The sequence below is a fragment of the Bacteroidota bacterium genome, from assembly GCA_018266755.1.
In the GTDB taxonomy this organism is placed as follows: domain Bacteria; phylum Bacteroidota; class Ignavibacteria; order Palsa-1295; family Palsa-1295; genus JAFDZW01.
This window is the reverse complement of record JAFDZW010000005.1, coordinates 1468333-1493736: the sequence shown is the minus strand read 5'-3', so window position 1 is coordinate 1493736 and position 25404 is coordinate 1468333. Positions and strand designations below refer to the sequence as shown.

Here is a 25404-nt window from a genome sequence, read left to right as displayed (position 1 = left end):
TTCGGGTATGTGGGGACAAAATTGTAACTCAGCAATGGCTTGCTGTGTGGTTCATAAAAGAAATCAAAAGTGCAATGAGTGATACGGCCAGCGTAATAATTGCAACGCGTAGCATCCTTCTGGTTAGCCTATCGTTTCGTCGCTGGAGCAACATATTTACAGCGAAAGCGTGTCTTGGGTCACCGGTGCTGTAAAACTTGGCGATTGTTTCTATTTCCGCAATCATATCCTCCTCGGACATTGCGTCGATTTCGGCGATAGTTGCACCACCCACTTTGTCAAATACTCCCATAGTTTAGCCGAGCCCTTTCTCGCCATTAGCTAGAGTTAGTATTGAGACGAGCGAATTCGCGCAGTTCTGTACTTTGAGGACCTCGTAATGAATTGACTGGAAAAGCGGACTCTCTTTTTTAAGTCCACTGTCGCCAAGAGTTGTCATTAAGGTGGTAGAACTCTCTTGGATAATTTTAGCATTGTGTAGCGCGTCGATGAGCGTAATGTCTGTCATTTGAGTATGAGTTTTGAGATGAACGTGCCTGTGTATCTCTACATCAACGTTTCGGGAACTGAAGCTGTACTATTTTTTAATTACAAATGATTTGGACTAAAGAACGACAATCCGTATCTTTGTTGAGTAAGGGAAGAGGATATTAAAGCCTACTTCCTTGGACAAGGGAAAGGGCTTGGAGTTCATAGTCCAAGCCCTTCGCCAGTGCTACGGCAAGCCCGTCATTGGACGTTCTTATTTAGAAAGTCCCAGACAGGTTGATTGTGCCACCCTTGGTATGGCCGTGTCAGCCGGATGATGGCAACACTATCATTTGCGTCAGTGTATGGCTGCAATCGCTCCCAGACGGTGTCGGGCGATGACGAGGTTGCAATTCCATAAGACGATTCTGATAGCTCGATCCAGGGATACGATTTGATGACTTCATGAAAGTCTTTATAATCTTGGCCTGGATTCCTTAGGTCATAGGTTACTAACAATGCTGCCATAAACATTACCTTTCTAAGATTGGGAGAGGGCGTTCCAGTGAAAAGTTACACCCTACCCCTATTTAAGGACTGAGTCGGGCATCCCGTGGGGTTTGTCCGACTCTGTTATTTTACGAGGCACCCGAAAGTACCCATATTTAATAACTATGGCACAAAATACGGGGTTCATGAACTGAGTGGGTTTTTCTGCATAAATTTTCCAAGAAATGAAATTTTATGAGCTGATCAATGGTTGAATTGGGCTCCTTTGATAAACTTGTGTTTTTGAAGCGCAGAACATTATGTAAAGTATTTTATTTTTCTTCTTGTCCGAGAGTTCAACCACCTCGATCCTAATGTACCACGTAAATTGAATGAGGTCAGCAAGGATTAGATTGCGAGTAGACTCGATGATAAGAGGAATTCTCATTCTTTCTTTCACATACCATTCCTCTACGTTGCTACTGCCCATGTTAGATCTCTGTTAAATAAATCTTCGTGACTCTAAATCGAGGGGCGCTCCTGCGGTCATTGCTTGGATGCTACGAACCGACGAGTGAATCTATGTGAAGTTGTGGTGATAGAAGTGGACGGCTATAACTCCGTGTATGTTCTCTGACTTCATGCTAAACTCGTCGGTCAGCCGGTTCAACCGACGGCTCTGCATCCGAGTATTAAAGTTCTAACGCACAATGTATGAGGTCGACATCAGTTTAGGATCGAGAGAACCAATTTGCCCTTCTCCGTCTGATCGAACAATGGCACTAATACCCGCATGAGGTTGTAGTTCAACGAGCAGTGTTCATTCCTCTATTGTCACGATGAAACACAATAGGTCGTTTGTTGCGGCGGTGATCGCCGCGGTGGGGTGTTGTTTCTTGCTTGCTGCATGTTCGGACAGTAATTCGCCGACCGACAACACCGTGCTCGGCACCGAACATTTTCCGATGACTTCCGGTACGTGGTGGCGCTACAAGACCCACGACAGCACCTCGACGCGTGCGGTCCGAGGTTTGGTTACGATCCGTAACAAAGAATACACCCGCATCTACGAGTACGACAAGAACGATACACTCTACTACCGGCGCGAAGATTCGTCGTACTTTACGCTGTACTTCGACAAACAACGTCACCCGCTCTCCGAAGGATTGATCCTCGACGAAACGCCGAATCTCAATTGGGGATCGACGCTGAAGCTGCAGGACTCGCTCGTCAACGGGGCGTTCCGCTCGACACCCGTGAAGGGCTCGATGAGCATCAACGGCAAATCGTATGCGAATAACCTTGCGCTCACCTGGGTCGCGTACACGACAAAAGGCGGCGTCCGGGATACGGTGATCGGTACACAGTATTTTGCTCGCGGGATCGGCGAAACGCTGCGTATTATCAATGGCGATACGACCGAATCGCTGCTTGACTACCATATCCAATAACTCTATCGATCGTTATGACCCGACTCAGTAGCGTTTGCATCCTGATCCTCACGGGCGTACTCATCGCATCCGTCGGTTGCCGCTCGACGACATCGCCGGAACAGTCGCCGGATGCGGGCGTCTTCTTGCCATCGGGCGCCGGGAGCACGTGGGTCTATACGATGGCGGCAGGGAATACAACCTATCGCACGATGCTCGGCGATACGGTGCTCGAAGGGCGCATTTATCATATCTTGCAGGACTCGGTGACCTTTTTGCCTCCGAACAACAGTACGTCGTTCGTCTCGCAGTCGTACTTTCGCAGCGACGAGAACTCGCTCTACGAAGTGCTCTCGCTCCCCGTACGCGAAGGCATATTCCTCGATACGCGTATCGGCGCCAGTTGGACCGAGATCTCGGACACCACAGCCAACCCCAATGCGCGCCGCTGGGAGTACACGACGATTGCGTTGTTGCCCTCGTTCACGGCCGGAGGTCATACCTACAGCGATGTACTGCAGCTCGAACTATGGGAATACTACCCCGGCATACCGAACGCCCAGCCCACGATGTACGAATTTTACTATGCCAAGAATATCGGGATGGTGGAGCTGATGGATTCGACGCATCGAGGGGTAGCGCAGGTCCTTTCGGAGTACCATATTCAGTAGGGGCCGTACTGCCGAAACCCTCTCCACCGGATGGCTGTTTACATCGGTCTGAAAATATCACGCTTCTATCGCCCCATAATCGTATGAATCAAGGCACTATTGCGCAGGTTATCGGCCCCGTTCTCGATATCGACTTCAAGGACGGCCAGCTTCCGGCTATTCTCAACGCTATCAAGGTACCCCGCACCAACGCCGACGGCAAGCAGGAAGACCTGATCGTCGAAGTGCAGCAGCACTTGGGCGAGGACCGCGTCCGCGCCGTTGCGATGGACTCGACCGACGGTCTCGTCCGCGGCATGTCGGCCTTCGATACCGGCGCGCCGATCTCGGTGCCGGTCGGCCCGAACTCGCTCGGACGCCTGATCAACGTCGTGGGCCAGACGATCGACGGCGGCGCGCAGATCGATTCGAAATTTTCCTGGAGCATCCACCGCGATCCGCCGAAGTTCGAAGACCTCTCGACCAAAGCCGAGATTCTCGAAACGGGCATCAAGGTGATCGATCTGCTCGAGCCCTATTCCAAAGGCGGTAAGACGGGCCTCTTCGGTGGCGCCGGCGTCGGCAAGACGGTCGTGATCATGGAGCTCATCCATAACATCGCCATGCACCACGGCGGTTATTCGGTCTTCGGCGGCGTGGGCGAACGTACGCGCGAAGGAAACGACCTCTACCTCGAAATGAGCGAAGGCGGCGTGCTCGATAAGACCGTGCTCGTCTTCGGACAGATGAACGAGCCGCCCGGAGCGCGCCAGCGCGTCGGCCTTACGGCTTTGACATTCGCCGAATACTTCCGCGACGAAGAAGGCAAAGACGTGCTGCTCTTCATCGACAACATTTTCCGTTTCACGCAGGCAGGCTCCGAAGTATCCGCTCTGCTTGGCCGTATGCCGAGCGCCGTGGGGTACCAGCCGACGCTCGCTTCAGAGATGGGGCAGTTGCAGGAGCGCATCACCTCGACGAAGAAGGGTTCGATCACATCGGTGCAGGCCATCTACGTGCCGGCTGACGATTTGACCGATCCCGCACCGGCAACGGCGTTCAGCCACTTGGATGCAACGACCGTGCTCTCGCGTGCGATCTCCGAACTCGGTATCTACCCGGCCGTGGATCCGCTCGATTCCACGAGCCGCATCCTGAGCCCCGACGTCGTCGGCGAAGAGCACTACGCCGTCGCGCGCGGCGTGCAGAACATTTTGCAGCAGTACAAAGACCTGCAGGACATCATCAACATCCTCGGCATGGACGAACTCTCCGACGAGGACAAGACGATCGTCAAGCGCGCACGCAAAGTGCAGAAATTCCTTTCACAGCCGTTCTTCGTGGCCGAGCAGTTCACCGGCTTGCAGGGCAAGTACGTGAAGCTCGAAGACACCATCCGCTCGTTCAAGATGATCCTCGACGGCGGATGCGACGACCTCCCCGAGCAAGCCTTCCACATGGTCGGCACCATCGAGGACGTCTTCGAAAAAGCAAAGACCATCGAAGTCTAATCGACGTCGATCCGACAAAGTCTACAAAAGGCGGGCCACCACCCGCCTTTTTTATTGGTAAAACTTCCCCAACACGTGTCATTCTGAGCGAAGCGAAGAATCCCTTCAGGAGTGTACGGAAGGTCGAGGCAAACCGAAAGGGATTCTTCGCGTTGCTCAGAATGACGTGTTGGGGCGAAGAAGTAGGACGGACTCTCAGTCCGTCCCCGGTGGCACGGACTCTTAGTCCGTGCTCTTTCGGCAACCACAAACATTCGGTCCTGCCCCGAACCTCCGCCCACGAATGAATTCGTGGGCTACGCATGTGGCCGTCCTGCCGGACTCAATGCGGCGAAGCCGCAATCTCCCCCACACGTGTCATTCTGAGCACATTCGCTGTGCTCAGTGTAAACTCCGCGAAGAATCCCTTCATGCAACGCAGCATGCCCAAGCCAGTAGGACGGACTCTCAGTCCGTCCCCGTTTCGGTCTGTACGAACTATTGAGGCAAACCGAAAGGGATTCTTCGCGTTGCTCAGAATGACGTGTTGGGGCGAAGAAGTAGGACGGACTCTCAGTCCGTCCCGTTTCGGTCTGTACGAACTATTGAGGCAATCCTGAAGGGATTCTTCGCTTCGCTCAGAATGACTGGTGTGATAAGCATTCAAAAACCAAACACACCCACCCCATGAATATATGTTGGCGCCCAACTGTTTAGCATTGGCCGTTGCGCGCTGCGCGCGCGGACGAACTGCCATGCACGATATTCTGACCCAAACCGACGTCGCCGAGCTTGTCGATGCGTTCTACAAAAAAGTCGTCGTCGATGACGTCATCGGCTATCTCTTTACCGACGTCGTCGCGCTCTCGTGGGACGAGCACATCCCGATCATGAACGACTTTTGGGGTTCGATCCTCCTGAACTCCGGCGCCTACCGCCGCAACCCGATGCGCAAACACCTCGAGCTCGACAAACGCGAACGCTTGTTGCCCACGCACTTCGAGCGCTGGCTCGCGCTCTGGCAGCAAACGATCGCCGAACACTTCGACGGACCCAAAGCCGACTTCGCGCTTGCGCGGGCGCGGCAGATCGCCGCCGTCATGCAACACCGCGTCGAAGAAGACCGGAGCCTCGACCGGCCCGAGATGTTCCGCATGACGGAGTAGCTCGCGGTCCGATCGCATCCGAGCCCGAACACCACCAGCAACCTCGAACGCGGCAACGTAAACGTCAGCGCCGACGCGCTGGATAAGATCGCAAGAAGTTTGGATCTGCCGAATCATGCGCTTGTTGCGCATCTCTAGCGCCAAATCACCACACTTGGGTTCTCTCTGGGGACTGTTTGCAGAGTCTGAATAATTGGGATTTTGCGACTTGAGATCCGAGTGAGTTATATTTGTGCTTAGATGTCGGCGGAGTATCTACGGTTACCATGATCACCGTTGCTTCTTGGGAGAGGCCGACAACTGTTGGCTCAAGAGGACAACCTACTCCAACAACCATTACATGAACGCCCGCAATGCCAAAACACATTCGCAACAGTACCGATCAGATTGATGAGCCCACTCCGAGAGATGCACGACAACCACGCTCTCGATTTTCCTTTCCGGCACTTCAGTTGATTCAGAACAAGCAGAAGTTCTACTTTGCTACGATGCCCGTGGAGAGCATATTTCCGTACTGCTACGTGGCAAGGCGTCAGGATGACCCGATTGAAGGGTTCCAACGCAACCTTAGCGAGGAGAGGGCCAGAGACATCGCTAAATACCTTGATGATTCGCGGGGCTCCATCCCAACAAACATTGTGCTATCTGCGCAGCCATCAGCGGAGTTCGAGTACGATTCGAAGAACAAGTCGGTTCGTTACAAGAAAGTCGAGAAAGGATTTCTTGTTCTTGACGGCCAGCATAGGCTTTGGGGGTACAGTTTCACCAAGAAGAAGCATCGAGTCCCTGTCGCTATCTATGTGGGGCTTTCTAGGCAGGAGGAAGCTAGCCTCTTCATTGACATTAATACTAATCAGCGTGGCGTTCCTGCAGCGCTGCTTCTTGACATCAAGCAGGTTGCGCAACAGGAAACCGAGGACGAGTCAACGCTACGTAAATTCTTCGACGATTTCAACGCGGACGCACGATCCCCTTTCGTCGGCTATTTGAGCCCGTTTACATCAGCCCGGGGTAGGATATCGAGGGTGACTTTCAACAGAGCCTTCAAAGCGTTGCTTGGGAATGAGGTCGTGATTCAGTTGGGGAAGCAAAAGCAGTTCGTGCTTTTCTTGAATTACTTCAGATCTGTCGAGGAGACTCTAAGGAATCCCTTGTTGCTAAGAAAGCAAGCATACTTTGAAGCATTCTGCGAGTTCTTGCCAGAGGTATTGAGAGCGTCGCGAGAGAAACACAAGAACTATAAGGAATCGTCTTTGAAGGATGTGTTGGCACCGATTTCAAATATTGATTTGGAGAGTGTACCGACTGGAGGAAAGACCAGCGTGAGCAAGGGGCCCATACTAAAAGTGCTCCACGGTGCGCTCGCAGGTCAACTCGAGGTGAGCGAAGACATGATATGATCCCAATTGGCCCCAGTTACATTAAGATGCGCGAGGACTTGTTGACCACTTTCGCGTCTGCCTGCCATTTGCGACTTGACGAACGCTCGGGGTTCAAGGAGTGGTTACTGGCGAAAAAGGGAAGCTATACTGTACGATCCGGCACTTCATCAGGCTATTCTATCTCAGCTGATTCAGTCGGGCTCGCTCGCCACTTGTTGGTTGATGTCGAACTGCTAACAAATGGGTGCTTCGAGCACCTTCAAGAAGTCTTTGGCTTCAGCTCTGGGTCGGGTGTACGAAGTGACGCATGGAATATCGTTACCGTCTACTACTTCTCGTTCTACTGCGCACAGACTCTCTTGCGTCTTGTTGGGTCGCCGATTACCTATGTCAACAAAAACGAAGCTTCTGATTTGGCGCTCCTTGTAACCGGCGGACCTAGCAAAAGTGCGGGAGCGGGTGCGTATCATTTCAAGCGATTGACTCCACCGAGCGACGGCACAGTGGAGTATTTACTTAAGAAATCAACGATGGGTAGAGTTCACGACGCCGTATGGAACGCACTCTTCTCATATCTTGAGTCAGTAAACGTGAATTCCGGGGCCGGAAATCAAGAGGAGAAACGGATCCTCGATTTCTTGACAAGTAAGGTTCTTCATAGCATGTATGGCAACTACAGTTGGCCATCCGAGCTTAGAAATCGTGCAAACTATTGGCCGGGGTATATTTACCGACAGGTTGAGCGAAAGTCATTGGTGAATGTTCGAAAGCTCACTACGAACTGGCGTGCTGCGACTATGGCTGAATTATTGGCTACTATTACTGCGGCCGAGGTCGGATGTTCACCAGTGAAAAAGACATCTATCGAAAGCCATGTCGGGTTTCTGTACGCTTTCGCAAATACGCTATTTCTGCTCACCCGCCAACTCTATTCGGAGCTTCTTGATCGGCGTCTCATCGACTCAAGGTGGGAGCTGAAGAGGTCGAAATACAAGTCAAGCATGTCTCAACCGAGTGCCAACTTGCTTGTTATGTCAAAAACCTACTAGCTCGCGGGGTGGCAACCCTCCACACCGGTAGTCCGTGATCTACCCAGGGTTCCGGCCTTCGGCCTCCACCCTGGGCTAGGAGTACATCGCCCCTGCCGGGGCAGAGATGAATGCCCCACCCCCCAACCCCCTCCCGCAACGGGTGGGGGAGTCGGCTCCATAGGTGCCCGCAATATTAAATCTTCGCCTCCCACCAAATACACATCTTCCGTATCGGGCTTGGCTGTACTGATTTGATAAATATATTGCTTATCAATAGGTTCGTGAGGTGCCAATTTGCTGAATAATATATAATATGGGTTGATATATTGTGATTTGTTAGAACAAAAATACATATTTGGATGTATGTTTGTAACATTCACAATTCTATCAACACGATATGACTACGCAGAACATAATTCGCAAGGGGGACATCGTCCCGCATGAGATCAATCTTTGTTTGGGCGATACGGTGGGCGAGAACGCGGTGACGAGCGTTCGGGTGGCCTATGAGATCGCGAAGGCGCAGCCGGAGCGGGCGGTGCTGTTCATCAATGCGTTTCAGTCGAGCTACAAATTCGACGAGGCGTGCGCCGAGGCGGTGGGCCCGGAGTTCGTGGGTCAGGCGCGCAAGACGTTCGCGCTGCTGCATTCGCGCGTCGGCGAGGTCCCGAGCGATCATCAGGCGATCATGGCGCTGCTGGAGGACCCGAGGCTCAACATCGGGACGGTCGTCATCAACTCGTGGGAGTTCGCGGCGAAGGATGCGCGCACGCGCGAACGGTTGCTATTCCTGCTGCTGCGGTGGGCAGCGGAAATGAACGTGACGGTGATCGTCTTTGCGCAGCAGTTGGGTTCGCGCCAAGTGACGGCAGGCCGCTACGAACGCGGGTGGATGGGGAAACTGATGGGGATCGTCGCCAGAGTAGTGCGCTTCACGCGCGAAGAACAACTGAGGGGAGACACGTACCGCTTAGTCATGCTCGATCGTGCGGGCGAGGACGCGAAGCGACTCGACGATAGCGACGAAAAGAGCGCCGAGCGCGAGAAGTATGTCGGGAAGTACGTCGATGACGGCGACGGGTATGGCGAAAGCTACCGTCGCGGTGTTGGCGTGCATCTCGATGATGACGGTGCGGACGATGAGGGCACCGATGAGAGCGAGCATGAGTACGAAGATCAGTACGATGAGGAGCACGTAAGGCGGAGTGTGTATAGTGAAGCTCTTGCAGCATAATGCGTTGCGGCGGAGGGTGCCCGGCGATTCGCGCTTCGCGCGGGGAATGTAAAATGTACGATGTAAAATGTAAAATTGGGTGCCATGCAAGTTTATAAGCCTGTCATTCTGAGCAACGCGAAGAATCCCTTTGGGAGTGTACGGAAGGTCGAGGCAAACCGAAAGGGATTCTTCGGTCGCGGCGGCGACCTCAGAATGACGTGTTGGGTAAGGGCATTGCGCCTTCTCCGTGTTGAGTCCGGCAGGACGGCCACATGCGTAGCCCACGAATTTATTCGTGGGCGGGGTTCGGGGCAGGGCCGAATGTTCGTGGATGCCGAAAGAGCACGGACTGAGAGTCCGTGCCACTGAGGACGGACTAAGAGTCCGTCCTACTGAGTTCGTATCTTTCAGCTCTAATTGAGGGGCACCACAATAGTATGACAACGACGACAATGACAACAGAACCAACACGCTGCCTTTGGTGCGGGACCGATCCGCTCTATGTTCACTACCATGACCACGAATGGGGTGTGCCGGTACACGACGATAGGAAGCTCTTTGAATTTCTTGTACTCGAGGGAGCGCAAGCCGGGTTGTCGTGGATCACGATCCTACGCAAGCGCGAAGGGTATCGCAAGGCCTTTTCCAATTTCGATCCCGAGAAGGTAGCGCGGTTCACCGAGGCACGAATCGAAAAAATATTGCAGGATCCGTCGATCGTCCGCAACAATCTGAAAGTCCGCTCGGCCGTGACGAATGCGAAGGCATTCCTCGAAGTGCAGGGGGAGTTCGGTTCGTTCGACAAGTACATCTGGCAATTCACCGACGGCCAGGTCATTCACAACCGCTGGAAGGAGCAAGGGACGCTGCCGGCTCGAACAAACGAATCCGATGCGATGAGCAAGGATATGATCTCCCGTGGCTTCAAGTTCGTCGGCTCGACGATCATGTACGCCCACATGCAAGCCACCGGCATGGTCAATGACCATCTGGTAGGGTGCTTTCGGTATAAGGAACTCAGAAGCAGCACGTCATTCTGAGCGAAGCGAAGAATCCCTTAAGGATCACCAGAACGCCCAAGTATGGAGAACTACGTTGTCTACATTCTATCCAGCAACTCGAAGCGTCTCTACATCGGGATGACGAATGATCTCGACCGTCGATTATATGAGCATAAGAACAAGCTGAATGAAGGCTTCACCAAACGGTACAATATCGACAAGTTGGTATACTTCGAACTATTCTCGACGCCGAGTCAAGCTATTGCAAGGGAAACGCAATTGAAAGGGTGGCTGCGTTCGAAGAAGATCGCCCTGATCGAAGGGATGAATCCCGGGTGGAAGGATCTGAGTCTGGATTGGGGATCCGGGCAAGCCGAAAGGGATTCTTCGCTTCGCTCAGAATGACGGTTTTTTGGGGCAGTTTGTGAATAGAACAATAGGCCGAACGTCATTGTTAAGAGGCGCACTATGGCAAAGAATATCTCGCTGAAGATCGTCACGCCGACGAACACGGTGTTCGAGGGCGACGTTGACCAATTTACCGCTCCGGGAGCGTTGGGGCCGTTTCAGGTTCTCCATAACCACGCCGCGATCGTGACGAAGCTGGTGCCGGGTCTGCTGAAGTTCAAGCAATCGGGCGGTGGCGAAGAGCATTATTATGTTGCCGGCGGGTTCGTCGAGTTGCATGACGATATCGGCGTGATTCTTGCCGATAGCGCCGAGCATTCAAGCAAGATCAATATTTCCCAGGTCGAAAGCGAGATCGCCACGCTGCGTCGTCGCTACGCCGATCACGAGATCGACAACGCACAGTTTCACCACGAGCTTGACATTCTCAATGCCAAGCTGCTCGTGGCAAAAGCGTAACGCGGCTTCCCGACCAGCCGGACGCCATCATACGGCTGTAGCGTGAAAGACTATTTCTCGATCCTCGGCCTCCCGCGCTATGCCAGCGAGGAGGAGATCAAAGAGGCCTATCGTCGCCTGGCTCTGCGATGGCATCCGGATCTCAACGTCGGTTCCGATGACGCCGAACGGATGATGCAGGACCTCAACCGCGCGAAGGAAGTACTCTTCGAACGCGAAACCCGCGAGGACTACCGACGGCTCCTCGATATGCAGGATACGCTCAGCTACGAGAACCTGCAGCGCATCCGTCAGAAGTATAAAGACGACCGCGACGGTGCCGGTCCCGAGATCGAACTTCGGTATCCGTTCAATCGGACGAAGGTCGCGATGATTATTGGGGCAGTTATTATAGTTATCGGTGGCATCGGATATATCTGGAGTATGTCGGGCTCGAAAGAGTTTGCCGCCGACCCGGCACAGCGGATCGTCGAACGCCATGCCGCGCCGTTGCCACAGCCGGCAGTCAAAGAGAACTTGTCGACGCCGTCGGATTCACTGGAGACAATAGAGCAAATCGCGTCGGTCTCCGCAATGCTCGGCGATTACCGCACCGCAGCAGCTTATTGGGAGACGTTGCTGAAGCGAGGATCGTACCGGTTATCGACGGTGACCAATTTGGTATTGGCCCATATTCGGCTCAAGGAATATGCCGCAGCAATGGGCGATGTCGAAGCATACGTGACGAGTCCGGAACATCGGTTGCTGATCTATACGACACTCGGCGATTTCTTCCGATCGGAATTGCAGCCGATCGATGCATCGGATGCGTATCACAAAGCTCTCGAATATGCTCCGAAGAGCGACACATCGAAGATAGCGGTACAAGAGGCGATTCGTCGCGCGAAGTCCGGCATCGCGAATTGATACAAACTAAAGGTTCGACGCACCGTGTTATTCGTCCGCTTGTACTAATACACCTGCAATGCGCCCGACCCGCGCACTGATCTCGACCACCGCATTCCACGAGAATCTTCGATTCGTTCGTCGTCGTATCGGCGCCGGGCCGATCATCATGGCGGTGATCAAGGCCAATGCATACGGTCATGGCCTTGAGATCATCGCGAAGGCCGCGATCGACAGCGGCGAGGTCGGGTACTTCGGCGTTGCAACCGAAGAGGAAGGGCTGATCCTCCGCTCGCTGACGACGCTGCCGATTCAGGTTCTGACCACAGCGATGGATAACGAGATCGACGCATTTATTGTCCACGCGCTCGACTTCACATTATGCGATTACCATCAGCTCGAGGCAATTGTTGCACGAGCTGCGGCACTCGGCAGGAAGGCCAGAGTGCATCTGAAGGTCGATACCGGCATGCGCCGTATTGGAGTTGAACCGGCCGATGCACTGCACTTTGCGAGGACGATCGCGACGCATCGCAATGAGATCGATTTCGTCGGCATCTCGACACATTTTGCGACGAGCGACGAAGAAGGCTCGGCCTTCTTTCGCAAGCAACTCGATATCTTCGCTTCGATCGTGCATACGGTGCGAGCCGATGGGATATCGGTCCCGATCGCTCATGCGGCGAACTCAGGAGCGATTCTGCAGCGACCAACCGAGACGGCATTCGATATGGTACGCCCTGGCATCCTGCTCTATGGGTACGCGCCCTCGCTCCAGCAGCATGCGCTGCATCGGCATGAGTTGCACGCCGTGCTCGATCTGGTAAGTGCAGTCGGTTTTACGAAACACATTGCGGCAGGCGAAGGAGTCAGTTATAATCTCCGCTGGCATGCAACGAACCCGACGAACATTGCCACGGTCCCGGCAGGGTATGGCGACGGCTACTCGCGGCTCCTGACGGGCCAGGCTGAAGCGCTGATCGGAGGGTATCGGTACCCTGTCCGTGGCACCATCTGTATGGACCAACTGATGGTAGAAACCGGCGATGTCCGTGTGCATATCGGCGACGACGTGACGCTGATCTCGTCACGCGACGAGGCACTTGATGCGTGGAAAATCGCCGAGCGGATCGGTACGATCCCCTACGAAGTATTAACCAATATCACTGCTCGCGTACCGCGAGTGATCTCGGAAAGAACCACCGAATGAAGATTTGCGCTGTGATCATGGCGGGCGGCGTCGGGACCAGATTCTGGCCCTATAGCCGCGAGGCCCGCCCGAAGCAATTGCTCGACGTACTGCACAACGGGAAGTCACTCTTGCAAAGCACGCTCGAACGGACCAAGACGTTCGCGGCGGAGTCGGATACAATGATCATTACCAGCAGGACACACATCGAGCCGCTCAAGGAGCAGGCGAAGGGTGTTCCGGCCGAAAATATTATCGCCGAGCCTTTCGGCAAGAATACGGCTCCGTGTATTGCGCTCGCCGCGAAATTGATCAGAGAGCGCCATGGCGACGATGCAGTGATGGTCGTGCTCCCCGCAGACCACTTAATCAAAAACGACCGAGAATTTACCAGACTGATCGAAGTCGGAGTTCGGCTGGCGTCGCAAACGCATGGCCTCGTCACACTTGGCATTCATCCGACACGACCGGAAACCGGATATGGATATATCCAGCTTGACGACAGCAACCTGCCGTCGCACCAAGATCTGCCGGCATTCTCCGAGTTCGAACTTCGAGATGTATTCCGTGTGCATCGTTTTGCAGAAAAACCGGACACCGATACGGCCCAGCGCTTTATCGAATCCGGCGACTTCCTCTGGAATAGCGGGATGTTCATTTGGCGTGTCGATGCGATCGACGCCGCATTGCGTACCTATACCGAAGGGATCATGGAGCATATCGACCGTGTCCCGCCGCTTTCAGACCATGCATTCGCTGCCGGCCTCGCAGACGCATATAGCAAAGTTCGTGGCGTGTCGATCGATTATGCCGTCATGGAGCGGGCGAAGAATGTGTACGTTCTTCGCGCAAACACGCTCGGGTGGAGCGATCTCGGAAGTTGGGACGAAGTGTGGCGGCTCTCGGAACGCGACATGCAAAACAATGTCGTTGATGCCGACGCTAACGTGATCGTGCGTAATTCAAAGGGGTGCCTTGCAATGTCTCGTTCGGAGAAGCTGATCGTGCTGAACGGCGTTAACGATATCGTTGTCGTCGATTCGGGCGATGCGATCCTGATCACTCACCGCGAGAGAGCGCAAACCGTCAAGGATGTAGCTGATTATCTCAAACGAAATGGCCGCACGGAGTACCTGTAGACGGCCATTCGGGGGTATTGTCACCGCGATGATGCTCTGCGGTCTTCTTGCCAGTTGCTCCGCACCCGTTGTGCGAGGGCTTGCAACACAGGAAGGGCTTGCGTCCTTCTACGGGAAGGAATTTAATGGCCTCAGAACCTCCAGTGGTGAGGTGTTCGATATGAATAAGCTCACCGCCGCCCACCGGAGCTATCCGTTCGGGACACTTCTACGGGTCACGAACCTTAAAAATGGCGCTCAGGTCGACGTAACGGTAAACGATCGCGGCCCTGTCAAACCGGAACGGATCATCGATCTATCGTATGGAGCCGCCAAAGCAATAGGATTAGATAAGTTAGGCCTGACCCGCGTCCGCCTCGAGGTGATCGACTGGGGCAAATAAAATCGTAAGAAAATGTTTCGGCGGGTGTAACAAAATGCCCTGTTTGAAGTTTATCCGAAGCACAGTTTTACGGTTTTTGGGACGGATATTGAGTATATTTGCATAACTATACTCGTCTCTTGGTGCCACATGTGCCGCGAGACTCGGCATAACGGCGCCCGTAGTTCAACTGGATAGAACGTTGGATTCCGGTTCCAAAGGTTGAGGGTTCAAGTCCTTCCGGGCGCACTCGATATACCGTTTTACCGTATTACTGTCACTAGTACTAGTACATGATTCGTTCGCAAAAACAACTGAACGACGCTGTTCAGCCTACAGAGCAGGAATTGAGCCAGAGTGACAAAGTCATTCTGAACTATCAAAAGACCGCTTCATGGCTCGCAAGCAATAGCCGCATTGTCATCGGCGCCTCTGTGGTGCTTGTGGCTGCGGTCGCCCTATTTTTCTACTGGCGCTCTACCGAACAGGAAAAGGCCGATCACGCCGAAGCTCTTCTGTCGCGCATTATGCCCGTCTACCAAGGGAGTGACTGGCGCGGGGCGATTGACGGTGATATGCACACCAAGATCCAGAATGAGCCGATTTTCGGCCTTCGCCAGATTGCAGCCGACTATGGCTCGACCAAGGCAGGCCAGCTCGCGAAGCTCTGTCTCGGTAATTGCTACTATTATCTGGGCAAGCTCGATAGCGCTCTGATGGCATTTGACGCCATTTCGACCGATCTTCCGCTGATCAAGGCGTCGGGCCAGGCCGGGAAAGCCGCAATTTTAGCAGATAAGGGTAACAAAGAGGAATCTGCGAAGTTATTCATGTCAGCCGCTTCGGTAGAGGCGGTCAATCCGATGAACGCCGACTACTCTTATGCCGCTGCCCGTAACTTCGAGCAGGCTGGCAAAAAGGATGAGGCCATAAAAGTGTATCGCAAGATATTGGAAGACTATCAGGGTACGTATTTTGACGATGGCGCACGACGTGCGCTTATTCGGCTTAATGTCTCCCTGTAATTTCTTCCGTATATTTGCAGGACTTTAGTAACGAGATACGGTGATGCCGGTGCATTCTGCGCCGGCGTAACTGTTTTAATATTAATACGATAGTAAGGATAATCGGTACAATGTTGATCGAGCGAGCAACAACTGATCCGACGCCACAGCCTGAGCGTCAACCAGAAAGTTTTTTGTCAATCCGTAATTTACTCACTCACGGAGGAAGTATGCAGCGTTTATTGATTGCATTTATGTTCTCTCTCGTATTTCTGGGAATTCTCCAGGATGCGAAAGCGCAACGTATCGTCGATGTCAGCGGCTATCTGACGTCTGGTCAGACGAGGACGTTCTATTCTCGCACGCCAGGCAACAGCAATACCGATACGATCTATCGTATTTCCGGAAATTATAGTATTTCCGGAAAGCTGATCATTCAGGAAGGTGCCGAAGTGCATTTCCTTCCGGGTGGCCGTATCATGGACTCGGTCGGCGGAAAGATCGTTGCAAATGGTTTTTCCGGCTTGCAGCGACGGATTCAATTCCGAGGCTTCAACGTCAACGGCAATTCATACGAATGGGGGCATATCCTCGTTCTGCCGGGCGCTGACTCTGTCTATTTTGCGAACTGCCGGTTCGCGTTCTTCCGTAAGAAGGAGTCGATCGACAATCAGTTGATCTACGGTGTGGCTGACATTCCGGGTAGCCCGAAGCTCACGAATTCGCTCGCTCTTATTCGCGCGTCGAACGGTACCGGTGCTGTCATGACGACATTCTCCGCTAAGACCTATCTGCTCGATGTGATTGCCGACAGCTGTCAGGCGATTTATCGTGGTGGTGCATTCGCGTTCCTACAGGCCCCCTCCGCTTCATACTTCCCGGGGGACGACGGCCGTATGGCGCTCGTGAACCATCAGGTCCGCAAGCTTTTGATCCGCGATTGCCGAGTTCTTAACGAAACCGTCAATCCGAACTCGCACGCCAACTGGGCCGATACCGGCGCGTATGGCGGCGCAATCTATATGTCGGCGCGTCTCGGCGCGACGGTCAGCGATTTCCGCTCCTGCTATCTTGGCTACACGGATAGTGTTGCTTACCCGCTTGGCATTCCGGCCAGCTTGCCGAAGAACGTCGACAGCATGCAGTTCGAGCGTTGTACGGTAAATAATCCTGCAAAGTCGCAGGGTTCCTTGCAACAGCAAGCATACGGCGGCGCAATCTATGTCGGTGACTATACTGCCTTGACCGCATCGCTTATCGGTTGTAATACTGATAGTGCAATTGCCGCCTCCGGTGACCAGAATATGCGCGGTGGTGCTATTTATGTCAGCCGCACGTCTTCTGATCCGGCTTGGCAGGCTCCGCCGAGCGCACAGTCGCGCCGTCCGGGTCTTGCAATCATTAAGCGTGCCCGTTTCCTCGGAAACGTTGCCGGTATGGGTGGTGCCATCTTTATGGATTGGCAGAACAATGGCGGTACTGGCGGTTTGCCGAGTGGCAATGGTTTCCAGAATGGCTCGGCTCTTGTGATCGACGGTGAAAATGTTGTTCAGACCTCGCCGTTCACGCTCCGCGATTCCGGTAATATCGAATTTGCGCTTAACACCGCATACTATGCTGGTGGCGCCATCTATCAGAACTGGTACACGTTTATCACCGGTTATCTCGAGCCGTCGACCAAGGTCGCTCCGCTCTTCGATTCCGTTGAAATGCGTGTGAAGTTTGCAGGTAATGCCGCCGGTGTCGCCGGTGGTTCTATTTACCTCAATCCGAACGCCAATCCCGACATTCAGAGCCGTCGCGTATGGCACATCGCCAACTTCGTCGATCCGTCGGATACACGTATCGCTCGTCCGCAGTACTATGACCTTGTAAAGGGTGGTGGCGCTGAATTCATCGGTACGCGCGACAGTGCGTTCGCAGTCGAGTATTTCCGCAACTATGTCCATGGTGGCAATGGTGGTGCGGTATATATGAATATGGGCCAGTCGGGCCCGGGTGTCTTTGCATACAATCGCTTCATGGTTGAAGACAAGTATAATGCAACGACCCCGTCGCTCTCGCCGCTCCCGTACGATCGCCGTGAGCTTACTCGTTTCATCGAGAACGTTGCGACGGTTGCCGTTGCAAATGACTCGGCGGCGCTCGAAGTTCGTAATGGCCGTGGTGGTGCGTTGTATGTTGACATCAACAACTCGCCCAACCCGCTGATCCTGCTCGATACGTTGATCCTGAGCCGCGCTCGTTTTGAGCACAACCAGGCATTCACCGGTTCGGCGATCCATTCGGATAACTTCCGTTTGCAGGTTACTGCAAACCAGACGTTGGTCGCAAATAACTTTGCTACCAGCCAGCACGTTGCTTCGGTCGACCTCGAAAACCCGAACAAGAACAATCCGGGCGATCAGAGCGCAGGCGCAACGATCTGGGCTGATTTTGAAGGACCGGCACCGCAGCACGAGACCAACTCGCGCGGTAATGCCATCTATGACAACGTCGCACGCTACATCCTTCGCGAGCCGGATGGCCCGCATGGTTTTGGTGGTGTTGATACGCTCCGTGGTAACTTCTGGGGCGAGTCGGGTCCGGATCTGATCACGCAGCTCCCGACGCTGCCGATCGGCGCGATCCAGTCGACGTTCTTCATTGATTATTATACCAAGGACTGCTTCACGAACGTGTATGAGCCAAACCGCTTCCCGGCAAGCTCGTACACCTACGTTCCGATCGGTACGATTCCGGATACGCTCCTCTTCGAGGGTCGCATCTATGATATCTTCGATCGCGGTCTCGATATCAAGACGGTTGATTACAGCAATCGCCGCCTTGCAATCGCAGAAGCCTTCTCGCTTGGTCTGCCGACCGATATCGGTAATGCAGCCAACAATCACACTGGCCTGCGCCGCTGGACTCGCGATATCTTTGAGAAGGACCCGGTCTATCTCTCGAAGATCATGCGTTACCAGACGCAGTTCGTCGGTAATCATCCGCTTGGTTATCCGCTGTTCCTGTCGGCTGATGTCGACGTTGCAGATCGCAACCGCGATGCCTATGCACGTAACTACACGACGGTGTTCGTTCTCAATGAGACGACGCAGGAGTATGTTCGTGTGAACCTCAAGGAAGAGTTTGCAGACCATGCCGATTCGTCGAGCATTCCGTACCGTGGTCGTTTGGACTTCGTTCCGGATTCGACGGTTGGTTCGCGCAATCCGTTTGCACGCGCGAAGGTGCTCTGGAGCCCGACACTTATCCGTCCGACCAACACGACCTACAATGAGATCGCTCGCGCTGCAAAGCTTGAAGATAGCGCAGCTCTTGACGGTCGTGCATACAATCTCGGTCTGAACCAGCTTCAGAATGTGGTTGGTCCGGACACGATCGCTACTATCGGTATGCAGGGTTCGGGTAGCCCGGCACAGACCTTGTGGTATGCTGGCGAGCGTTACCATACGCTTCCGGTACGTCCTGGTGACCAGATCTCGGTCTTCAGCCGTACGCAGCTTTGGAAGTATGGCTTTGCCGGTGCAAAGGCACGTGGCTTGAGCTTCAAGATCGGTGACGTAATGGCTCCGTTCTGGGCTGGTGACGTCCCGGCGCTTCAGAATGACACATTGAATCCGAACCGTCTCTACGCTCGTGAGGATAATGTGTACGTTCCGTACAGCTCGAACCAGAACCTCAATAACGTTCTGTTCCGTATCGGTGGGTACGATATGAATAATTTCTACGACCCGCGTTGGCTGTGGAATCCGTACTACACGATGTTGGATTACTCAGTGACCTTCCCGGCCGGGATGGATTCGCTGAACTATCGCTTGCCATGGTGGTTGCAGCGCGACACCGTGCGCAACGTTAATCCGAGCGGCGGTTCGAACGGTTATATCCAACTCTTCGGTACCCCGCACAATCCTGATGTCGTGCCTGGTGGAGAGCCGGTTCATGTCGTCATGACCAACTGGCCGCCGAACAAGCGTTCGGAACACTTGTTGCTCGATTCACTCACGACGAGCGGCCCGATCCCGCCGTATAACAATCATACGGCTGCTGATCTCGGTGACAATGCCGATACGCTTTCGATGTGGATCTATCCTGCATACATGAATTGTCAGCAGGGCTTCTTGAGCGATACGATCGATGTTCGTCGCACGTATAGCACATATGACTTCCGCATCTTCGTTCGCGATAGCTTGCCTGTCTTCACGACCACCCCGGCAACGGGTTGCGTCGGTACGGCGAACTTGACCGATAGCCTCCGTTACGACTATGACGTCCAGACGGATGACGAAACAGAAGATTCGACAGCTGCGGCCATCACGACCGCTGCTGGTAAGCCGTGGGATTTCCGCTACGGCCGCACATCGTACAGTGGCCTTGTTACGCCGCTGTGGTTGAAGGGTGCGTTTGCAGATGCAAACTTTAAGACGAAGGGTATCATCCATGTGGCAATCGATTCCGCTACGGCGTACTCGTTGATCACGCCGGTTCCGCAGGTCAACTCGGAGCTCTTGCTTGATACGATCGTCTCGATCCAAGCTGATGACGGCCACGCCGGCAAGTCTCAGCAGCAGTGGCATGCAGTGATTAACGTCGAGCCGAAAATCTTGACGACATCGCTGCCGAATGCGAAGGAAGATTCTGACTACAGCGCAAATTCGAAGGACACCCTCGGTCTGCGTCGTATCAATATCTTCGATCCGAACTTCGGAGATACGCACACCTTCCAGTTGCTCTATCAGGGCCAGACGCAGGATGTGTATCGCGATAACCGTTACAAGACTGGCAAGACGACCCTCAACGGTACGACGCCGGCTTGGTTGCAGATCAATCCTGCTTCGGGTGTGCTCTATGGTACCCCGGGTATCAAGGATGCTCCGCGTGGTACCGGATCGGGTGCTGCTTGTGACACGGCTGAGACTGTGACGGTTATCGTCCAGGATCAGTGCGGTCTGACGGCATGGGCCCAGATCCCGCTTAACGTCGATTCGACCGAGCACTTGCCGAGCTTCTTGCGCGGCCCGAACATTGTCTGCGTGCAGAATAATGTTCAGTTCTGTGACACGATTCCGATCCATGACCACGATCTCTTGCGTGATTGCGGTCCGGATAGCCTTGCGTTCACGGTCACCGCTGATCCGGCAAATGGCTGGACGGGTTCTGTGACACCGGTATTCACCGATGGTCAGACACAGTCTACTGACACCGTTGCGATCGCTGTCTGCGGTACGTTTACACTCGACGATACATATTTCTCGTCGAATCCGCCGCCGCCGATCTACTTGAACGTTGGTGTAGACGATGGTCATGGCAATACCGATACGTTGCGCTATCGCGTCTTCGTCGGTGATGTTCCGACCTTCGAGTGCGCAGTCTATGTCTACAACAAGGCTGACTCGCTTACGCACCCGACTTCTGACGTTGCGCGCCTCTGCTTCGGTGCAGGCCGCTACGGTACCGATTCGCTCGACGTTCGTTATTGCGAATTCGAAATTCCGGCAGCTCCGAACTCGCAAGTGTTCGACGGACGCTGGGAGTACCCGGTCGGTGGCTCGCTCAAGGGCGGTTATGTCGATATTCGTCATGACACGGCACAGGTTACCGATATCACGTGGCAGATGCGCTTCAATGCTGGTTCGGATAATGGAGGCTTCCTCTACCCGATCCGTATCTGCTGGAAGCCGAGCTGCTTGAATAGCACCGGCACGATGAAGGGCCACTTCTATCTGCGCCATCCGTTCGATGCAGGTGAATTCTCCATCGACATGGCGACGCCGGCGAACCACTTGATCAATAACACCAGCTATACGCTGATGACCAATGTCGGCGGTAGCAATGACAGTGCATGCCTCGAGATCCGTAATGTCGGCCTCTCGAATGCGCTGATCGTGTTCGTCCCGACGAACTCGGGTGTCGAGAAGACTGCCACGCCGGTATTCTCGCTCGAGCCGAATTCGCCGAATCCGTTCTCGACGAGCACCACGCTCAACTTCAGTGTGGCAAATCGCTCGAATGTGAAGATCGAGATCTATGACATTAAGGGTACGTTGATCCGTACCTTGGTCAACGAGTCGGTCGACGCAGGTACGTACCCTGCGGTATGGGATGGTCTGGATGCCTCTGGCAACGCTGTGGCGAACGGCACGTACATCTGCAAGATGTCGGCCGCGGACTACACGTCGACCATCAAGATGACTCTGAACAAGTAATCTATTTCAACCGGCGGGGTGGTGTAACAAGCCACCCCGCATACGGTTGATCATAGTACAGGACTTTTAACGTATATTGTGTCAATTTCTCTGAAGGAGATATCGAATATGAAGCTCTTCAAGCGGATCTTGGGCCTTGCGGTTTGTGTAGCCCTGGTCGGCACGCTCGCCGGTCAGTCTCATGCACAGATCTGGGCAGATTTCAATATGGGCATTGAGAATGCCTTCTATAACCCGCTTCCGAACGGGACGGTCATTAATATCCTGGACTTTAAGACGTTTGCTGGCGTCGTCGATCTCGATGACGGTGTGGCAAACGACGTTCCGACTGGATTTACGTTTGACTACAATGGCAATAGCTATAACACGGTTAATGTCTGTGTGAATGGTTGGGCCACCGTAGGACATCGCGATCGTCCGGTAATCACGCACGACAAGTACTACATTTTCTTGCCGAACGAGCCAAACAATACGCTTGCTCCGTTCTTCGGCGACCATATCTATCGTACGCTTGCCGATAAGCCGGCTGGGTACACGCCGACCGTGATCTGGTACACGACCAACAGTGTTCCCGATCCGAATCCGAACGCAGCTCCAGGCTCGTTTCTTCATACTTTTATCTTGGAATGGAAGAATCTGAACATCAACGATAAGAGCAATCCGAACTCGATTGCAACGTTCCAGATTCAAATCGTTGAAAACTCGATGGCGAATGATCTTGATCTTCCCGACCATCGCGCCACGATTCAGTTCCACTATGGACCAATCGGTAATCTCGGCAACGTCAAGACGCAGGGCTGCACGGTTGGTATCGATGATAGCACCGGCTACAGCTTTATGAACGGCCTGTTCCCGTCGTTGGTCGACGGAGAGAACCCGGCCCGTACAAACACGGACTCGTTGACGACCTGCTGGCCGCCGGCGAGCTGCTTGCCCGGCCGCGTGATTTCTTTCGATCCCGAAGGTCGCGGTACGTTGGCACAGTGGGGTGATGGTGATGCCGACCTTACTCAGCTCACGAGCTTCGATCCGAAGGTTGTCAATAATCAGAACCGTTTCGTAACGATTGCGGACGCTGACCTTATTCTTGGCGCTACCGCACAGGCATATCCGCCGCTCGATAGTGTCGAAGGTCGTAACGCCTTCCATGGGGATTGTAATCACAACGGACAGTACCAGAATCCGCAGTTCGCACCGTATTTCTTTTACCGTGTGACCCCGTACGATGCTGCGTACATCCTGACCTATCTTGCTGCGAAGATCCCGTTCCTGCCGTGGCTCCACGTTCTTCCGTCCTGGAAGGAAGCGGCCGGTGCAGAGACGAACATCGCTTCGATTCAAGCTGATGTAAAGCAGGCAGTGATGAACGACCGTACGATTATGGTGCCGCTCGTCCTGCATGGCTCTGTCAACGGCGCAGTCAGCTTGGAGTGCAATGTTGCTTCGAACAATCCGTCGGCACTCGAGTTTGCCGGTACGCAGACCAAGGTCGGAATGATCTATGGTAATGCGAAGTCGGGTAAAGTTGCATTTGCTGCTACGGGACAATTTGCAGAAGGCGACGTGCTCGGTTACCTCGAGTTCGTTTCCAACGATACGCATGTTCCGACGTCGATCGAGCTGAATAACATTTCGATTAATGACCAGGCATATCCGGCTCAGCGCTCCGCTCTTGAAATGGATGTGACATCGGCTTCGGCTACGAATTTCTCGGTCGAGAAAGTCGCTCCGAATCCGTTCAGTGTCTCGGCCGACGCTGCGACCACGGTTCACTTCTCCATGAGCGAATCGAATGTCGTTACCGCAAAGATCTTCGATCTGCTCGGTAAGGAAGTTCGCACGATCACTGCAGGTCAGACATTCTCCGCCGGTTCGCACTCGATCCAGTGGGATGGTCATGATAATAGTGGTGCGGTTGTCCCCGCAGGTGTATACTACTACAACTTGTCGGCGGGTTCGTCGGTGTTGGTCGGTAAGATCAACCTGATGCAGTAATAGTTGTTTTCGTCTGGCTCCCGATGTTATGACATCGGGAGCCAGACATTACGTTCTTTGACAAATAGACAGTGAACAAAACTATCACACTGGCCCTCCTCCTTCTGACGATGGTTGGTGTTGGTAGTAGTAGATCCCAGTTTAGCGGGAAGAATGTGCTCTTCCTGCGGTTCGAAAAGAAGATCATTAAGCAGGCGAATTTGCCGGCTGATTCGATCTTCAGCGTATACTGTCGATTGCAGTGCCCGAAGCCGAGTCGCTTTCATAGCTATCAGGTGGATATGGTTCTGCAAAATTCAGTGATAGGTTTCGAGCCGGTCGGTGACAATAAGGCAATCTTCGATGCATCTGTTGCAGCGAATGCCGCCTACCATCAGGCGACCTACGATGGTGCAAGTGGGCATCTGACTGTGATCGCCCTTGCATCGGGGTCGACATTCGATACGAGCAAGCATATCCTGTTTCAATATCGCGCGCTGGTAAAGAATACGCTCGCCGATTCTGCCTCGGTGTTGATTTCTAAAGTTGACGCGGGGAAATCTGCCGATACGAGCGTTAATAGTGGTATTGACACTGTGATCATTGAGGGGGCATCTGGGAATCCGGATCTCGGATGGGGGCCGGTAGCCGTCGCGGTGTTGGATACAACATCGACGCCAACGCCTAAGCGATTTCCAATAACCGTTGTTATCGATTCGGTACAACTACGATCGGATTCTGTTGGATCCTCTGGTGTTTCGCTAGTCGGGGGCGATAGTGCCTCTGTGCGATCGGCGGACTTCCAATGTATCATCGATACATCGGCAGTACGCCTTTTACAGGTGATGCCTAGTGTGACAAGTTCGACAATATCCAGCTCAATGTCCGGAGATACGCTTCGTGTTCGATATGCGTCAACGATCCCGATTCATTCAGTCGAGTATCTTTTCGCGATCGTTCTCAGCGCGAAGAAACGTAGCGACACATTGTGCTCCGTGATCTCCGCACCAAATTTTCAAGTGACAAATCCTGACGAGCTCGTCTCTCAGGTTGGGTATCATCTCGGCGCAGTGTGCGTCGAAGGTATGCGAGATACATCGAATGCGTCGGTCAGATCAGACGAATCAGGTAATCGTTGGAGCATTGCTGTTGAGCATGGGATAGCGCACCTCGTTCGTCGTTCGTTGGATGTCGATATGCACAGTACCGCCGATCTTTATGATCTGGGTGGCCGTCTCATCGAACAAGCGATGATTGCAGGGACGAATAGTGCAGATATGCGGATTCCGGCGTCAGGCTGTTTCATAGTTCGAATCACCAATGAACGGGGCGAAGTAGAACAAGTATTTAGAATTTCAGTCGTTCACTGACTATATTGTTGAAAACCGCGCGTAACAAGGACGCGGATAGAAAGTTTTTAGTATAGACCTATGATTGTAAATTCATCAATTACGAA

At 53.6% G+C, this 25404-nt stretch carries 18 protein-coding genes and 1 tRNA gene; all 19 read left to right on the top strand.

Features of this window, described 5'->3' with window-relative positions; genetic code table 11:
* The first annotated feature begins 1796 nt into the window (after positions 1-1796).
* The 19 genes from JSS75_10955 to JSS75_10865 all read left to right on the top strand — a co-directional run bounded on the left by JSS75_10955 (position 1797) and on the right by JSS75_10865 (position 25318).
* Positions 1797-2408: a hypothetical protein gene (locus tag JSS75_10955; GenBank protein ID MBS1904214.1), complete on the top strand. Its 612-nt coding sequence runs from the start codon at positions 1797-1799 to the stop codon at positions 2406-2408.
* Positions 2409-2422: 14 nt separating this feature from the next.
* On the top strand, positions 2423-3058 hold the full coding sequence (locus JSS75_10950; protein ID MBS1904213.1) for a hypothetical protein: 636 nt from the start codon (positions 2423-2425) through the stop codon (positions 3056-3058).
* A gap of 83 nt (positions 3059-3141) precedes the next feature.
* A complete protein-coding gene (gene atpD, locus JSS75_10945) occupies positions 3142-4548 on the top strand; it encodes a F0F1 ATP synthase subunit beta (protein ID MBS1904212.1) in 1407 nt (468 codons plus the stop codon).
* A gap of 734 nt (positions 4549-5282) precedes the next feature.
* On the top strand, positions 5283-5693 hold the full coding sequence (locus JSS75_10940) for a group III truncated hemoglobin (protein ID MBS1904211.1): 411 nt from the start codon (positions 5283-5285) through the stop codon (positions 5691-5693).
* Between the two features lie 452 nt (positions 5694-6145).
* Complete coding sequence (locus JSS75_10935) at positions 6146-7093, top strand: DGQHR domain-containing protein (protein ID MBS1904210.1); 948 nt, start codon at positions 6146-6148, stop codon at positions 7091-7093.
* Between the two features lie 26 nt (positions 7094-7119).
* Complete coding sequence (locus tag JSS75_10930) at positions 7120-8124, top strand: hypothetical protein (GenBank protein MBS1904209.1); 1005 nt, start codon at positions 7120-7122, stop codon at positions 8122-8124.
* Positions 8125-8503: 379 nt separating this feature from the next.
* Positions 8504-9340, top strand: coding sequence for a hypothetical protein (locus tag JSS75_10925; protein ID MBS1904208.1), 837 nt, complete (start codon positions 8504-8506; stop codon positions 9338-9340).
* Between the two features lie 419 nt (positions 9341-9759).
* Positions 9760-10362 (top strand): DNA-3-methyladenine glycosylase I, encoded by a 603-nt coding sequence (locus tag JSS75_10920; GenBank protein MBS1904207.1) that lies wholly within the window; start codon positions 9760-9762, stop codon positions 10360-10362.
* 42 nt (positions 10363-10404) lie between these two features.
* Complete coding sequence (locus JSS75_10915; GenBank protein MBS1904206.1) at positions 10405-10728, top strand: GIY-YIG nuclease family protein; 324 nt, start codon at positions 10405-10407, stop codon at positions 10726-10728.
* A gap of 63 nt (positions 10729-10791) precedes the next feature.
* Positions 10792-11190, top strand: coding sequence for an ATP synthase F1 subunit epsilon (gene atpC, locus JSS75_10910; protein MBS1904205.1), 399 nt, complete (start codon positions 10792-10794; stop codon positions 11188-11190).
* A 42-nt stretch (positions 11191-11232) separates the two neighbouring features.
* Positions 11233-12096, top strand: a complete 864-nt coding sequence (locus JSS75_10905; protein MBS1904204.1) for a J domain-containing protein — start codon at positions 11233-11235, stop codon at positions 12094-12096.
* A 58-nt stretch (positions 12097-12154) separates the two neighbouring features.
* Entirely contained in the window at positions 12155-13285 is a 1131-nt protein-coding gene (alr, locus tag JSS75_10900) for an alanine racemase (GenBank protein MBS1904203.1), read from the top strand.
* The gene (locus tag JSS75_10895) at positions 13282-14403 is read left to right on the top strand and encodes a mannose-1-phosphate guanylyltransferase (protein MBS1904202.1); all 1122 of its coding nucleotides are present in this window, start codon (positions 13282-13284) and stop codon (positions 14401-14403) included. The genes alr and JSS75_10895 overlap by 4 nt, the downstream gene beginning before the upstream one ends.
* Positions 14381-14785, top strand: coding sequence for a septal ring lytic transglycosylase RlpA family protein (locus JSS75_10890; GenBank protein MBS1904201.1), 405 nt, complete (start codon positions 14381-14383; stop codon positions 14783-14785). The genes JSS75_10895 and JSS75_10890 overlap by 23 nt, the downstream gene beginning before the upstream one ends.
* A 154-nt stretch (positions 14786-14939) precedes the next feature.
* Positions 14940-15013 (top strand) — tRNA-Arg (locus JSS75_10885).
* A 44-nt stretch (positions 15014-15057) separates the two neighbouring features.
* Positions 15058-15789: a hypothetical protein gene (locus JSS75_10880; GenBank protein MBS1904200.1), complete on the top strand. Its 732-nt coding sequence runs from the start codon at positions 15058-15060 to the stop codon at positions 15787-15789.
* Positions 15790-16022: 233 nt separating this feature from the next.
* Positions 16023-21974: a T9SS type A sorting domain-containing protein gene (locus tag JSS75_10875; GenBank protein ID MBS1904199.1), complete on the top strand. Its 5952-nt coding sequence runs from the start codon at positions 16023-16025 to the stop codon at positions 21972-21974.
* Positions 21975-22082: 108 nt separating this feature from the next.
* A complete protein-coding gene (locus JSS75_10870) occupies positions 22083-23969 on the top strand; it encodes a T9SS type A sorting domain-containing protein (GenBank protein MBS1904198.1) in 1887 nt (628 codons plus the stop codon).
* A gap of 71 nt (positions 23970-24040) precedes the next feature.
* Positions 24041-25318 carry a hypothetical protein gene (locus tag JSS75_10865; GenBank protein MBS1904197.1) on the top strand — a complete coding sequence of 426 codons (1278 nt, stop codon included), beginning with the start codon at positions 24041-24043 and terminating at the stop codon, positions 25316-25318.
* Positions 25319-25404: the final 86 nt, after the last annotated feature.